This is a genomic window from Cryptosporangium aurantiacum (genome assembly GCF_900143005.1).
GTDB lineage: Bacteria > Actinomycetota > Actinomycetes > Mycobacteriales > Cryptosporangiaceae > Cryptosporangium > Cryptosporangium aurantiacum.
Window position 1 is genome coordinate 703,596 of the sequence record NZ_FRCS01000002.1, and the last position, 13,647, is coordinate 717,242.

At 72.2% G+C, this 13,647-nt stretch carries 15 protein-coding genes; 6 read left to right on the forward strand and 9 right to left on the reverse strand.

The window, feature by feature from the left end; translation table 11 throughout:
- Window positions 1-24: 24 nt before the first annotated feature.
- From BUB75_RS10005 to BUB75_RS10015, 3 genes are read left to right on the forward strand one after another with little or no spacing between them, the layout of a single operon-like run.
- A complete protein-coding gene (locus BUB75_RS10005) occupies window positions 25-594 on the forward strand; it encodes a hypothetical protein (protein WP_073254647.1) in 570 nt (189 codons plus the stop codon).
- 27 nt (window positions 595-621) lie between these two features.
- Complete coding sequence (locus BUB75_RS10010) at window positions 622-2,334, forward strand: WXG100 family type VII secretion target (protein WP_073254650.1); 1,713 nt, start codon at window positions 622-624, stop codon at window positions 2,332-2,334.
- Window positions 2,325-3,443: a S8 family serine peptidase gene (locus BUB75_RS10015; protein ID WP_073254653.1), complete on the forward strand. Its 1,119-nt coding sequence runs from the start codon at window positions 2,325-2,327 to the stop codon at window positions 3,441-3,443. The genes BUB75_RS10010 and BUB75_RS10015 overlap by 10 nt, the downstream gene beginning before the upstream one ends.
- On the opposite strand, the gene BUB75_RS44975 is transcribed toward BUB75_RS10015, so the two are convergent.
- Entirely contained in the window at window positions 3,424-3,759 is a 336-nt protein-coding gene (locus tag BUB75_RS44975) for a hypothetical protein (RefSeq protein WP_143175109.1), read from the reverse strand. The genes BUB75_RS10015 and BUB75_RS44975 overlap by 20 nt on opposite strands.
- A gap of 723 nt (window positions 3,760-4,482) precedes the next feature.
- On the opposite strand from BUB75_RS44975, the gene BUB75_RS10020 reads away from it, so the two are divergent.
- Together BUB75_RS10020 and BUB75_RS10025 are read left to right on the forward strand one after the other, a co-directional pair.
- The gene (locus BUB75_RS10020; RefSeq protein WP_073254656.1) at window positions 4,483-5,703 is read left to right on the forward strand and encodes a type VII secretion protein EccE; all 1,221 of its coding nucleotides are present in this window, start codon (window positions 4,483-4,485) and stop codon (window positions 5,701-5,703) included.
- Window positions 5,700-6,407, forward strand: coding sequence for a hypothetical protein (locus BUB75_RS10025; protein ID WP_073254659.1), 708 nt, complete (start codon window positions 5,700-5,702; stop codon window positions 6,405-6,407). Before BUB75_RS10020 ends, BUB75_RS10025 begins: the two co-directional genes overlap by 4 nt.
- Here the strand turns inward: BUB75_RS10025 and BUB75_RS10030 are convergent.
- The 8 genes from BUB75_RS10030 to BUB75_RS10065 all read right to left on the reverse strand — a co-directional run bounded on the left by BUB75_RS10030 (window position 6,361) and on the right by BUB75_RS10065 (window position 12,446).
- Window positions 6,361-6,783, reverse strand: coding sequence for a hypothetical protein (locus BUB75_RS10030; RefSeq protein ID WP_073254662.1), 423 nt, complete (start codon window positions 6,781-6,783; stop codon window positions 6,361-6,363). The genes BUB75_RS10025 and BUB75_RS10030 overlap by 47 nt on opposite strands.
- A complete protein-coding gene (locus BUB75_RS10035) occupies window positions 6,783-7,688 on the reverse strand; it encodes an SseB family protein (protein WP_143175111.1) in 906 nt (301 codons plus the stop codon). Before BUB75_RS10035 ends, BUB75_RS10030 begins: the two co-directional genes overlap by 1 nt.
- Window positions 7,689-8,870 (reverse strand): MarP family serine protease, encoded by a 1,182-nt coding sequence (locus tag BUB75_RS10040; RefSeq protein ID WP_073254665.1) that lies wholly within the window; start codon window positions 8,868-8,870, stop codon window positions 7,689-7,691.
- A gap of 39 nt (window positions 8,871-8,909) precedes the next feature.
- Window positions 8,910-9,290 carry a cupredoxin domain-containing protein gene (locus BUB75_RS10045; protein ID WP_073254668.1) on the reverse strand — a complete coding sequence of 127 codons (381 nt, stop codon included), beginning with the start codon at window positions 9,288-9,290 and terminating at the stop codon, window positions 8,910-8,912.
- A 76-nt stretch (window positions 9,291-9,366) separates the two neighbouring features.
- Window positions 9,367-10,044, reverse strand: a complete 678-nt coding sequence (locus BUB75_RS10050; protein ID WP_073255270.1) for an NUDIX hydrolase — start codon at window positions 10,042-10,044, stop codon at window positions 9,367-9,369.
- A gap of 164 nt (window positions 10,045-10,208) precedes the next feature.
- Window positions 10,209-10,808, reverse strand: coding sequence for a TlpA family protein disulfide reductase (locus BUB75_RS10055; protein ID WP_073254671.1), 600 nt, complete (start codon window positions 10,806-10,808; stop codon window positions 10,209-10,211).
- Window positions 10,805-11,569 (reverse strand): endonuclease III, encoded by a 765-nt coding sequence (nth, locus tag BUB75_RS10060; RefSeq protein ID WP_425430869.1) that lies wholly within the window; start codon window positions 11,567-11,569, stop codon window positions 10,805-10,807. Before nth ends, BUB75_RS10055 begins: the two co-directional genes overlap by 4 nt.
- Window positions 11,550-12,446, reverse strand: a complete 897-nt coding sequence (locus tag BUB75_RS10065) for a serine/threonine-protein kinase (protein ID WP_178379813.1) — start codon at window positions 12,444-12,446, stop codon at window positions 11,550-11,552. The genes nth and BUB75_RS10065 overlap by 20 nt, the downstream gene beginning before the upstream one ends.
- A gap of 315 nt (window positions 12,447-12,761) precedes the next feature.
- On the opposite strand from BUB75_RS10065, the gene BUB75_RS10070 reads away from it, so the two are divergent.
- Window positions 12,762-13,436, forward strand: a complete 675-nt coding sequence (locus BUB75_RS10070; RefSeq protein ID WP_073254679.1) for a Crp/Fnr family transcriptional regulator — start codon at window positions 12,762-12,764, stop codon at window positions 13,434-13,436.
- Window positions 13,437-13,647 lie beyond the last annotated feature (211 nt).

Sequence of the window (13,647 nt, forward strand, 5' to 3'; positions counted from 1 at the left end):
GCAACCGTACGAACGGGGAGCGCGATGGCTGATCGCGACGACGAGATGCGCGCCAGCTTGCAGGCACTGCGGGACTTCGGCGCCAAGGTCAAGGACGCCGGGCACCAGGACCTCAACGGGTTCGCGAACATCGGCACACAAATGTCGCAGGCCGTACTCGGGTTCACCGGCACCGGAACGGGGAGCGGGACCTACCCGGTCGCGCCGCTGAGCGAGGCCGTGTACTTCGGCAACCTGATGGCCGGCTACTCGCAGGCGGCTGGTCAGCTGGCCGGCGACGTCGTCCTGGGGCTGAGCGCGCTCGGCTTCGCCGCCGAGGGCATCGCGACCCAGTACGGCGACGGTGACGCGCTGAGCAGCACCACGATCGACAACGTCGCCGACGCGTTCGTCCCCCGCCCCGGCGATCCCACGCCGCAGACGCAGGAGACGTCGACGGACGAGTCGCGCAAGGACGAGAAAGCACCAGAGGATCCCGACGGTCACCACTCGGGCGCACCGGAGCGCGGCGAGCGACCGACCCTGCCGGGCGGTGGGCCGGACGTGCCGGACGCGAAGTCCGACGAGTACAAGCCGCGGCCCTTCCAGCTCTGACCGGCCCGTACGCGGAGGGGTTTCACCATGGGGGACACGTACTACGGCTACGCCTGGAATCCGGGGAGCGTGCGGGTCGCGGAGCACAACTCGTACGTCCCGGAGGGCAGGACGCACACCCTGCGCACGTCGGACTTCACCGACACCGTGAAGGTCGCGCACATCCGGGTGCTCTGGCCGATGATCCAGGGCCTCGATCCGGTCCGGATCGGTGACCTCGCGCAGAACTGGCGGAAGCTCTCCGCCCAGCTCACCACCGCCAGGAGCAACCTCGGCCGGAACGGCAACCTGCTCGAGCCCCGGTGGACCGGCGAGGCCTCCCGTGCGTTCATGGAGCGGGTCGGCGCAGCGCTCTACTCGCTCGACCAGTGGATCGAGGCCGCGACCACCAACGCCGCGACGATCGACCGGCTGGCCACCGACATCCGGACCACGCAGCCGAAGGTCGAACGCATCTACAACGACTGGCTGACCGAGTCGGCCAACGAAAAGTTCAAGCGCGACAAGGACGCCGAACGCATCACGCTCGCCCAGGACGCCGACGACCTGATCGGGTTCCTGAGCAAGCACGACGTCATTCGTGACCGCGGTGTGCTGTACCGGTGGGCGCGCGACTCCGTGCCGCAGGACGAGATCGACCAGAAGTACACCGCGCTTGCGTTACCGCTGGTGAAGAACCTCGCCGATCACTTCTCCAACGCGGCGGCGACCGGCATCAGCCTGCCCGGCAAGTTCCAGGGCCCGACGACGTTCCGGGTGGTGCAGCCCCAGTTCGGTGGTGCCCCTCCCGCTGTCCCGACGCTGCCCGGTGCCGTGCTTCCGGTGCAACCGGGCGTCCGGCCGCCTGCTCTCCCGCCGACGCCGCCCGGCGTGGCTCCGCCGGCACCCCCGGCGCCGGTCGCCCCGGCGGTTCCGGGCGTGCCACCGGCGGCACCCGGCGTCCGGCCGCCCGCCGCACCGGCCGTGGGTGCGCGGCCCTCGGCGGTGCCCCGGCCGCTGCTCCCGCCACCCCCGTCGACGCGGACCGCACCCACGCGCCCGACCCTGCCGACGCTCGCCGGACGTCGCGGTGGCGCGCCGGGTGTCCCGGGAGTGCCCGCCGCGCGGCAACCGGGTCCGACCCGGCGGGGTCTCGGTCCGGGCACACCGGCGCTTCCCGGCCGGACCGGCACGCCGAACACCGGGCGCAAGGCGCCGACTGCTCCTCCAGCGGTGCCCGCACACGGCGCCCGGTCAGGGCTCGACGGCCGGACGGGCCGTGCCGGTCGGCCGGTGCCCGCGCCGAGCCGTCCCGTCAGCCCCGCGCCGCCGCAACTGGCCGGGCGCTCGGGCCCTCCGCCGACACGCCGAACCCCGGTGAGCGCTGAGCCGCCGGAGTTCCGTCGCGCTCAAACGACGACGTCACCGGTCGACGCCGAGCCGCAGACCAAACCGTCGCTCGGTGGCCGGCGCGGCCCGGAGCGCACCGCGGCCACCGACACGTCGGACCGCGGACGGACGGCGCGCCCCGAACTCACCGGACGGACGGGGCGTCAGGGCGTTTCCACCCCCGACACTCGTCCGGCTGTCGAGTCGCAGCGGCACGCCGGGCCGCCGCCCGACGAGGCGTTCGCGCCCACCGAATCGGCTCCGGCCGTGATCGAACGACCCGAGGCGCAGACTGCGGTCCAGCCCGGCCCGGCGCTGGGACGCGCGACGACCGGTCCTCGCTCGGACCCGCCGAGGTCGGCATGGACCTGAGCCGCTCCGGACGTGTGGTGACCGCGATCGTGGTGCTCGCGGTGGCGTCGTTCGTCGCGGTCGGCACGGCGTCACCCGCCCACGCCGACTCGGTGCGCGACGACGCGTGGTACCTCGAGGATCTGCGGATCACCGAGGCCCACCGCATCACGAAGGGCAAAGGCGTGGTGGTGGCCGTCGTCGACTCCGGGGTCGACCCGACGCACCCGGACATCGTCGGGAACGTGTTGCCCGGCGTCGACATCTTCACCGGTGAACCACCGGCCCGCGGACGCGACGGGTACACGGCCTATCACGGCACCGCGATGGCCGGTCTGATCGCCGGGCACGGTCACGGCCCCGGTCGCCGCAGCGGCGTCCTCGGCATCGCGCCCGAGGCGAAGATCCTGCCGGTCAAGGTCACGCGACCGGAAGGACTGTCCACCGGACGGGAAGTCGCGTCCGGGATCGAATGGGCGCTGAGCCTCGGAGCGGACGTCATCTCGGTCTCACTCCAGACGCCCACCGAGACGCTGATCGACAGAGCGGTGAAGAAGGCCTGGAACATGGGCGTCCCGGTGCTGGGCGCCACCGGGAACGACGGTCCCAGCGGGATGCAGTTCGTCCGTGGCGTGATCCCGGTGACCGCGATCGGCTCCGACGGCGGCTTCGTGGAGGGCCTCCAGCCGATGTGGAAGCCGATCGGCGTGGCCGCGCCCGGTGGCGACATCCCGACCGCCCGGGAAGGCGGGTACTGGACCAACACCGGGACGAGCAACTCCGCGGCGATCGCTGCCGGCGTGATGGCGTTGATCAAAGCCCGGTATCCGGACGACGAGATCGCGCACACCTACCGCCGGATCCGGGTCACCGCCGACGACCGCGGGGTAGGCGGCGACGACAGCGAGTACGGCTACGGAGTCGTGAATCCGGTCGCGGCGCTCACCGAGCCGGTGCCGTACGTGTCGATCGGAGCGTCCACCGAGCCACCGGAACCGACGCCGAGCGCCGCCGCGCGGGACACGTCAAAGGTGCCGACGGTGGTGATCGTCGGCGGGGTGGGGTGGCTGGCAGTCCTGCTCCTCGGAGCGGCCGTCGGCGGGGTCGTGCTCAGGGCCAGGCGTAGGTGAGGAGGGCGTCATGACCGTTGATCCCGAAGGGCAGCCGCGTTCCGGGCGGCACCATGCCGCCGAGCCGGCCGCCGATGAGCCACCGCCCGTGCCCGACCACGGCGCCGGACGCCACGCCGAGCCCGCGCCGCCGGCGCCGATGCCACCGCACCCCGGGGGCGCGCTCCGCATCGGCACGGTCCCGGCGACCTGGGAGCCTCCGCCCCAGCCGCAGACGCCACCACCGGCGCCGGTGCTGGGCCGGCCGCAGCCCCAGGCGCAGCCGCCGAGCCGGGTGGCGTGGCCCGCGCCCCCGCCCACCGCACCGCCCGCTCACGCGGCGCCACCCCAGGCCGCACCCTCGCAGCCGGGCCCCCCACAGGCAGGGCTCCCGTCGGCGGCGCCAGCCCAGGCAGGGCCTCCGCGGACGGCGCCTCCGCGGATAGCGCCTCCGCGGATAGCGCCTCCGCGCGCCTCCGCTGCACCGGGCATGGCGCCGATCGCTCCCACCCCCGGCGCTCACGCAGCCGTCGCGCCCCCTGCGGCGGTGCGACCCCCCGCGGTGGCGCCTCCCCCTGCAATAGGCCCGCCACCAGCGGCCGCGCGGCCACCAGCGGTGGCAAACCCCCCTGCCGCGGCGCGCCCTCCCGTCGCGGCGCAACCACCAGCGGTGGCCCGGCCACCGGCGATCACCAACCCCCCTGCGGTGGCACAACCACCTGCCGCGCCGCACCCGCCCGTCGCGGCGCAACCCCCGGCGGTGGCGCGGCCACCGGCGATCGCGAACCCCGCTGCGGTGGCACAACCACCCGCCGTGGCGCACCCCGCTGCTGCGGCGCGGCCACCTGCCATGCCGCACCCACATGCTGCGGCGCAGTCGTCGGCGGTGGCGCGGCCGTCGGCGCGCGCTGGTGTGGCCCGAGCACGGGTCGGCGCTGCCCTCGCCCCCGCAATCCCGCAGGCCACGGCACGAGCCGTAGCGCGTTCCACCGCCGCTCCCCGCGCCACAGCCGCCGCAACACCGGTCGACCCGCCGCCCCCACCCCCGACGCCCCGCCGCGTGACCGGCCAAAACCGCCCCACCCAAAACCGGCCCGGTCACGTCGGCCCCGTCCACATCGGCCAGATCGCCTGCTGGCAGGGCGTCGCCGCAGGGCTGATCGCCGCGATCGGCCGCGACCCGCTCGTTCTCCTCGGGGCGGGCCTGCTCGCCACGGCCGTGCTCGCCGTGACCGCGGTCCGGGTGGACGGCCGCTGGGCTTACGAGTGGATCGGGCTGGCCGGCCGCTACTCCTACCGACGCCGCCGCTGGCCGGCGACGCCCGACCCCGCCCACGGCCGCTCACTCGACCTCGCGAACGGACGGACGGCCGGAACGGCGACGGGCGCCGGATCCGGGGCTGAGCCGGGGATCCTCGCTGCGGTCTCCCCCGGCGCCCGCATCGGGGAGCTCGACCTCGACACCAGCATCGCGATCGGCGTCGTCACGCACGAGGCCGGCCTCACCGCCGTCCTCGAGGTCGAATCCACCGTCGACGGAAGCGTCACGCTCCCCTCACCACTCGCCCTGCTGCCGATGGCCGAGGCAGGCGAGTCGCCGATCACCGCGCAGGCGCTCATCGAGGTCGTGCCGGCCCCCGTGGACACGACGCTGGGAACGGACGTCGAGCAGTCCTACCGGAGCCTGCACCCCACGCCGCCACCCGCCCGCCGACACGGCTGGATCGCGCTCCAGGCCACGCGCACCGCCGACGGCGCCGGCACCGGCGGCCAGGAGCTCGGCACCGTGCTGACCAGCGCGATCCGCCGCACACGTCGGCGCCTGGAGAAGGCCGGTTTCACCACGCGGGTGCTCGACCGCGACGAGCTGGCAGACACGCTCGACGAACTCGGTGCCGACCGCCCGGACCCGACGAACGGTGCCCCACCGAGCGGCGCGATGGCCGAGGAATGGGCGCACTGGCGCACTCCGACCTGCGCCCAGACCACGCTGGCGGTGGTCAACTGGCCGGACCCGTCCATCGGATCGGCCGCCTTCGAACGCCTGGCGGACGCCGCCGGGGTGCCGACCGTGCTCGCGCTCGGCATCCGTCGGGCCGACCAGGGCGTCGATGTGCAGGCCGCGCTCCGGCTGACCTCGGCCACCCGCCACGACGTCGACCGGGCCGTCCACGAGGTGCGCGCGTGTGCCGCCGCTACCGGTCTGCGGCTCCGTCGGCTGGACGGCGAGCAGGCCCACGGCGTCGCCGCGACGTTGCCGCTAGGAGGGTTCCTCCGATGAGCCGCCGACACCCGCCACTAGCCGATTCTCACCCACAAAACGTTGAGCCCGGCCACCTCCCGTCCCACCACTTCGCGGCCGACCCGGCGACCGCACTCGCGATCGGCGGCGACGGGACCGTGCTCGGCGTCGATCCGCAGGGCGCTCCGCTCAGCGTTCGGCTGTTCCGGCCGAGTCTCACGCGGGTCGTCCTGGTGGGCTCACCGCGGTGCGCCCAGCTGATCGGCTATCGCGCCCTCGCGTGCGGCGCCCAGCTCACCGTCGGCACCGCACGTCCACAGGTGTGGACGCCGCTCGTCAGCGCAGCGACGCCGGACCCCGTCGCGGTCCGCCCGTTCGACGCCGAGCCATTCACGACCGGCCGGCGCACCCGCCCACTCTTGCACTTCGACGACGCTCCGCCGTACGGCACACCGCCGGAACTACCGGCCGGCCGCTGGACGACCGTCGTCACGATCCGGGAGCTGCTCACCCACCGGGAGGCGGAGCTGCTGGAGCGCGCCGACCTGGTCGTGCTGCAGCCGCTGGTGGCGGCCGAGGTCGACGTCCTGGCCTCGGCCCTCCGCGCGCCCGGCGCCGACCAGCGGCTGACCCACTTGCCCGCGGACGTGCTCACGGTGGCCGACCGGCGTGGCGTCCGGTGGGGGCGCCTTTCGGTCACTCCGATCGAGAGTCGCTACTTCGGTCCGGCCCTGCGTCGATGATCAGCACGGTCTCGGTTCGGATGCCGGTCAGCTCGTCGCTGGGCACCCGGATCTCGTACACGCCGCGCTCGACCCGCGTACAGCCCAGCCGGGCCGCCACCGCGGCGTTGCCACCGGTGTACTCCAGGTGCGCTCGGCCGCCTTCCCGCGACCGGAGCAGGAACGGCTGGTCCCGCCACATCGCGACCGGCCGAACGTAAGCCAGCTGCTCCAACGCCGACGGCAACACCACGCGACGGTAGCGCCCCTCCCGGACGCGGTCGAAGCCGGGCTCCGGCCGGTCGGTGTAGAGCCGGATCCACAGGCCCTCCGGCGTCGGCGCCGGGAACGCCTCGTACTCGCTGCCCTGCCATCGGGCCAGGTATCCCGCCCGCATCAGACGGCCCGCACCATCAGCCAGCGACGCTGGTCGGCGTCGAACACCGCGATCCGCCGTTCCGGGCCGCCCGGCGGCAAATGGTAGATCTCGCTCCCGTGCGGCGGCAGGACGCCGTCCACCTTGTACTCGCGGATCACCAGGTCGGGTCCGGCGACGAACCCGGTACCGCGGAACGGTGGCGGCTCCACCACCCACCCCGACATCGCCGCCGCACCGTCCTCGTCCGCACCGCCGTACGGCACGCGGTAGAGGGTCGCGCCGACCATCCCCCAGCGCAGCAGGTAGATCGCCCCGTCGGCGTCGCACAGCTCGGTTCCCAGTCCGAGCGCCGTCAGGAGCGCCGCCGGATCGTCGGGCAGCACGGCGTCGGCTAGCCGGTGCGCGAACCCGCTGATTCCGAGGCGCTCACCGCCGAGGTACGCGGTCACCTGGTCGAACGTGAGCACCTTCTGCAGCACCGGTTGCTCCACGCCGACGTCCGGCTCGTCGCGTGCCAGCCGGGCGACGGTTCCGGCTTCCAGCAGCAGCCGGGACGGCAAGCCGGGGTTCACCGCCAGGTGCCAGCGCGGATCCGGCCAGAACGCGGCGAGATGCAGGAACGCGATGGTCCGGGTCTGCTCCCCCGCGCCTGACCGCGCGAACGCGTCCTCCGACGTGAAGGCCGGAAGCCACGTGCGGCCGTCGACGGTCACCGTGGCCCAGGACAGCGGCGCTCGGCCGGCCGCGGCGGGCGGCGGCACCGGAACGACCAGGTCGGCGTCCCGCAGTGCAGCCAAGGCGGCCCCCAACGCCTCCGCGCCAGCCCTCGAAGCGCCCAACGCCGGAGCGCCGGCCGCCGAGGCACCGGCTGCTGAAGCGTCCGACGCCGCCTCCAGCAGACCTTCCAGGTCGCGACCATCCACTCAGTCGCACTCCTGGGTGCTGACCTCCTCGGTGGCCCGCTGACCGCCCACTGCCGCTTCCGTCACCTGATCGACGGTCAGCGCGAACCCGGTCTCGGGCTTGTCGACCGCAGCCGCGAAGACGACGCCGTAGACCGTGCCGTCGGTGGCGAGCAGCGGACCGCCCGAGTTGCCGCTCCGCACCTCCGCGCGCAGCATGAGCACCTCACGCCGGACCTCACGGGACTTGTAGATGTTGTCGCCCTTGATCACTTGCTCGTCGCGGACCCGGGCCGGGGTCGCGGTGTACGGACCGTCCTCCGGGTAACCGACGACGATCGCGTCCGCGTTGCTGGCCACCCGCTGGTTGAACTTCAGCACCGGCGCCTTGAGGTTCTTGACCTCCAGCACGGCGACGTCGACGTCCGGGTCGTACCAGACCACCTTCGCCTCGTACTCCTGCCCGAGTGCCTCGATCTCCACCTCGTCGGTGCCGGCGACCACGTGGGCGTTGGTCATCACGCGATTCTCGGCGTAGACGAAGCCGGTTCCTTCCAGGCGCCGGTCACACGACGGCGCCTGGCCGATCACCTTGACGACCGATGCCTGCGCGTTGGTGACCACCGGGGACGACGCCAGCTCGCCGTCCGGAGGAGCGACCTCGCGCACTTCGGTCGGCGTCAGCGGGCCCAGCACCTGCGGGAAATCGCCCTGCTCTACGACCTCCCCGAAGCGCTCGTACAGCTGGCGCACGGCGTCCGGAACCGCGTTGTTGACCGCGTGGATCACCACTGAACGCCGGACCTGTCCGGCCAGCCAGGGGGACGAGGACGACGCCAGGGGCGTCGCGACCATCCAGGAGACCAGCAGCAGCGCGATGACCGAGACGACTGACCCACCGAAGCCGTCCACGACCCGCAGGCCGGACGACCGCATGCTGGCCCGCACCCGGCTCCCGATCGCGACCGCGAGCACCTGTCCGATCAGCGCACAGCCGAACGCGATCACGAGGGCGGTCGCCACTCGGCTGGTCTGGCTCTCGAACTGGAACGCGATGACCGGAGCTAACTGGACGCCGAACAGCGCGCCTCCGAAGAAACCGACGAACGACAGCGCCCCGACGACGAAACCCTGGCGGTATCCGCTCACTGCGAACCCGATGATTCCGACGACAAGAGCGAGGTCGAGGAGGCTTCCGTCCACTCGGGGTCCTTCCGGTCAGGCGCATCGCGGTGTGCTATCTCAACTGACGTCGATCACACCGACCATGTTCGACGTGAGGTGGAACGTACAGACGAAGTCATAGCGTCCGCGACTGAGCGTGACCTCGATCGACCGTTCCTGATCCTTGGAGACCAGGCCGGTATTGATCTTGACCGGGCGGACCTCCAGATCATGAGGTGTTCCGCCAAGTGTTCGCAGTGTGATGCGCAACTTGCCGGGCTTCGCCTTGATAACTGACGGTTCGTAACGGAGCTGGTCGTCGCCGGTGACGGTGACCGTCTGCATGCCGTCGGAGCCGACCGTCGCGCTCGCCATCGTCGTCGGTGATTCGCTCGCGTCACCAGCCGGTCCGCCGCCGGAGCACGCCCCGACGAGCAGCACGGGGACGACGACGGCCACGAGGGGGCCAGCCGCCCCGCGGCGTCGCGACGAGAACACAGGGCCACCGTAGCTGGCCGGTCCCAACCGCAGACGCTCAGCGCACCGCGTCGGGTGGCCGCGTCCGCATCGCCAGCGCCAGATCCTCGGCGGGCAGATCGCGCATGTTCCTGCGGTTCCACGGCCGGGACCAGCCCCCGAGGTCGAGGACGAACGAGATGAGGCCCGCGGTGAAGCCCCAGACGAACATGTCGCTGACGCCGAATCCCGGGCCGAGCACACCGCTGGGGTGACGAACCCGGAAGCGATTGTCCGGGTCGACGAGCTCGGCGATCGGTACCCGGGCCACGGTCGCGACCTCCGCCGGGTCGGCGGGTCCGACCGGATGCGGGTTCTCCCACCATCCGAGCACTCCGGTGACGACAAACCCCGAGACCGGGATGAGCACCGGGGGAAGCTCGCCGATCACGCGCACGGAGTCCGGGTCGAGCCCGACCTCCTCGTTCGCCTCCCGCAGCGCGGTGCCGATCGGTCCGTCGTCCTCCGGATCGGTCGCGCCGCCGGGAAAGGCCGGCTGGCCGGCGTGCTTGCGCAGGGTGGCGGCCCGCTGCAGGAGCAGGACGTCCGGGCCGTTCTCGCCCTCGCCGAACAGGATCAGGACCGCGGACGGACGTCCGCTGCCGTCCGGCGCCGGGACGAAACGGGAGATCTGCTCGCTACGGACGCGCGGCAGCGCTTCGACCAATCGGTGCAGGAACGTAGGCAGCGCGTCCACGCCGGGTTCGGGGTGGCCGGGCGTGTCAGGTCCGACGTCCGGGAAGGCCCCGCTCACGCCGTCCTCGTTTCTCGCTTCGTCACCAGACCAGCGTGCACTCCGCGCTCACGATCGCACAGTCGCCCACGTGTCACCACGAACGAGAAACCCCGCGGCGGGTGGCGTCATTCCACCTGGACGCCGAGATGTTGCCTGACGAGCGCCCTGAGAGTGGTGTCGGTGAGCGGTGTACCGCGGTATACGTGGACGACTCGACCGTCCGCGGCGACGAACGCGGTCGCCGGCAACGCGTTGACGCTGAGCGCCTTCCGTACCCGTTCGCCCCGGTCGAAGACGTTGGCGAACGTGACGTCGAGATCGCCTGCCGCCGCGACCGCGCGCTTCGCGTCGTCGGACGTGTTGACGCCGACCACCGTCAGCCGGTCACCAGCGGTGCGCGACAGCCGGACGAAGGCGGGCAGTTCCTCGCCGCACGGCGGGCACCAGGAGCCCCACAGGTTGAGTACCAGCGGTCGGCCGGTCGGGGCGCCGACCGTCACCGTCGAGCCGCTTCCGTCCATGCAGGGCAGCGCGGGGACGTCGGCGAGCGGGCTGTCGGCGCGCGGCGAGCCGGTCGGCGCGGGACAGGCCGCGAACCCGCTACCGCGGAACGAGGCGGCACCGGTCGACGCGGCGGTGGCGGGCTCCTCGGCGTCCCCGCCGTTGCACCCGGCGACCAGCGCCAGCGAGACGGCGACGGCGGCCAGTCGAAACCGCGTGCTCATGCCCCGACGAGCGACGCGAGTTCGTCGACCCTGGGCCCCTTGAGCAGCTTCACCGCGGTCGGCAGGTCGGTCGGGCCGGCGCCGTACGACGGGCACAGCGGCGCCAGCGTGCAGGCACCGCAGGCGGGCTTGCGGGCATGGCAGACCCGTCGGCCGTGGAAGATCAGCCGGTGGGAGAGCATCGTCCAGTCCTTGCGGGGGAACAGGTCGCCGACGATGTGCTCGACCTTGACCGGGTCTTCCTCCGCGGTCCAGTGGAACCGCCGCACCAGCCGCCCGAAGTGGGTGTCGACGGTGATGCCCGGTACGCCGAACGCGTTCCCCAGGACGACGTTCGCGGTCTTGCGCCCGATGCCCGGCAGCGTGACGAGCTCGTCCAGCGTCCGGGGTAGTTCGCCGTCGAATCGTTCGACCAGCGCCTGACCCAGCCCGATCAGCGAGTTGGTCTTCGCTCGGAAGAACCCGGTCGGCTTGAGGATCGTCTCCATCTCGGTCCGGTCGGCACCGGCGTAGTCCTCGGCCGTGCGGTACTTCGCGAACAGCGTCGGAGTCGTGAGGTTGACCCGCACGTCGGTCGTCTGCGCGGAGAGGATCGTCGCGACCGCGAGCTCCAGCGGCGTCGTGAAGTCGAGTTCACAATGCGCGTCGGGGTGGGTCTCGGTGAGGATCCGGTGCATCCGGCGAGCCCGGCGCTTCAGCGCGAGCGGACTCTCCACGGCAGCAGCATTCACGCGGAGAAGACTACGTGTCCCCTCCGACACTCGGGCGGAGCCGTGGGAGGCGAGCGGTGGGCTGATCGGCGACGTCGTGGTCGGCGCCGGGAGCCCCCGGGTCCGCGAGTCGCTCCGGGGCGGTGCCGAGAGCCGCCCGCTGTGCCCGCAGCGCGTCCCGCAGCGCACCAGCGGTGGGCAGCCGGTTCTCCGGCTCCCGCGCCATGCCGGCTCGCAGCACCGCGACGACCGAGTCCGGAACGCCGGCGATTCCGGGAACCGGCGCCGAGTGCAGCCCTGCGATCTCAGCGTCGGTGAGGTTGCCCCCGCCCCTGGGCCACCGCGGCGGACGGCCGGTGAGGAGCGCGTAGAGCGTCGCGGACAGGCCGTAGACGTCGACCGCGGGCGTCGGACGGCGCGACCAGAACATCTCCGGCGCCGCGTACGCCGGGGTGAGTAGTTCCAGCGTCGACGTGGACTCGGTGGTGGGGTCGTACCGCGCGGCGAGGCCGAAATCCGCCAGCTCGGGGTGCCCGTACCGGTCGTACAGCACGTTGGCGGGCTTCACGTCCCGGTGAACGACCCCGACCCGGTGCGCGGCCGCGAGCGCGTCCGCGATCGCCACCCCGACGTCGAGCACCTGGGTCAGCGGCATCGAGCCGTGCTGACGGAGATAGTCGGCGAGCGAGCCGGCCGGACACAGCTCCATGACGAGGTAGGCGCGACCGTCGGCGGTGATCCCGGCGTCGTGGATGTCGATCACGTTCGGATGTCCGGAGACCTGCCCCGCGGCCCGCACCTCGGCGCGGAACCGGGATCGGTCGGCCTCGTCGAGCAGCACACGATGGTCGATCTTCACAGCGACCTCGCGGCCGATCGACTCCTGGAGCGCCCGGTACACCGTGGAGAAACCACCGCTGCCCAGCACAGACAGGATGGTGAATCCTGGGACCGAGGCAGCACCCTCCACCCGGCCTCCCGTCGTTGCTGTGACGGCGCGACTGCCGTTCCGCCACCCTACGATGTGCGCCTCCACGCCCGAGTCGGACACCGGACACCCTCGGTATTTGTGCATTCAGCCGCGTTTTTCCAGGTAGCCTCTCGCGCGAGAACCGAAACGATCAAGGCCGTCGCGTTCGGAACGCGAAATGACGACTCGGGGCGTCGGGAGCGGGTCATTGCCCGCCCCGTCCCACGCGCCCCATAGACTCACCGACAGTCGGCCGCTGCTGGAGGTGGGGTCATGGACGAGGTACTTGCCCGCTCAGGGCTGTTTCAGGGGGTCGAGCCGGAGTCAGCTGAGGCTCTCGCGGCCCACCTGGAGTACCTCGACATCCCGAAGGGTCACACGATTTTCTCCGAAGGAGAACTCGGTGACTCGCTTTATATCGTGATGTCCGGGAAAGTTAAGGTGGGCCGCCGCGCTGCGGATGGTCGAGAAAACATGATCGCGGTGATGGGGCCGTCCGATCTGTTCGGCGAGCTGTCCCTGTTCGACCCCGGTCCGCGAACCGCGAGCGCGGTCGCGGTGACCGACGCCAAGGTCGCCCGGATGCGGCAGCAGTCGCTCCGGCCGTGGATCACCAACCGGCCCGAGATCGCCGAGCAGCTGCTGCGGGTGCTGGCCCGTCGGCTCCGTCGCACCAACGACGCGCTCGCCGACCTGATCTTCACCGACGTGCCCGGCCGCGTCGCGAAAAACCTGCTGCAGCTCGCAAAGCGGTTCGGGACGCGGGAAGGCACTGCGCTGCGCCTCACCCACGATCTGACGCAGGAGGAGATCGCGCAGCTCGTCGGCGCGTCCCGGGAGACCGTGAACAAGGCGCTGGCCGACTTCACGTCCCGCGGTTGGCTCCGCCTGGAGGGCAAGAGCGTCGTGCTCCTCGACCCCGAGCGCCTATCCCGCCGCGCTCGTTAGTTCTGCACGGCCTGGTCAGGGCGACGCTGGCAGGCGAGCGCGAGGCCTTGAGTATGACCTATACGAGGCGGCCTCGCGCTCGACTGCCAGCCCCGCCCTGACCAGGCTCCAGGTTCAAACAGAACAGAAGCACGCGCCTGGCGGCGCTTTTCAAACAAACTGCGCGCTGTGGACGCCGTCCGCAGCGCGCAGTTTGTTTGAACGTGGCAGG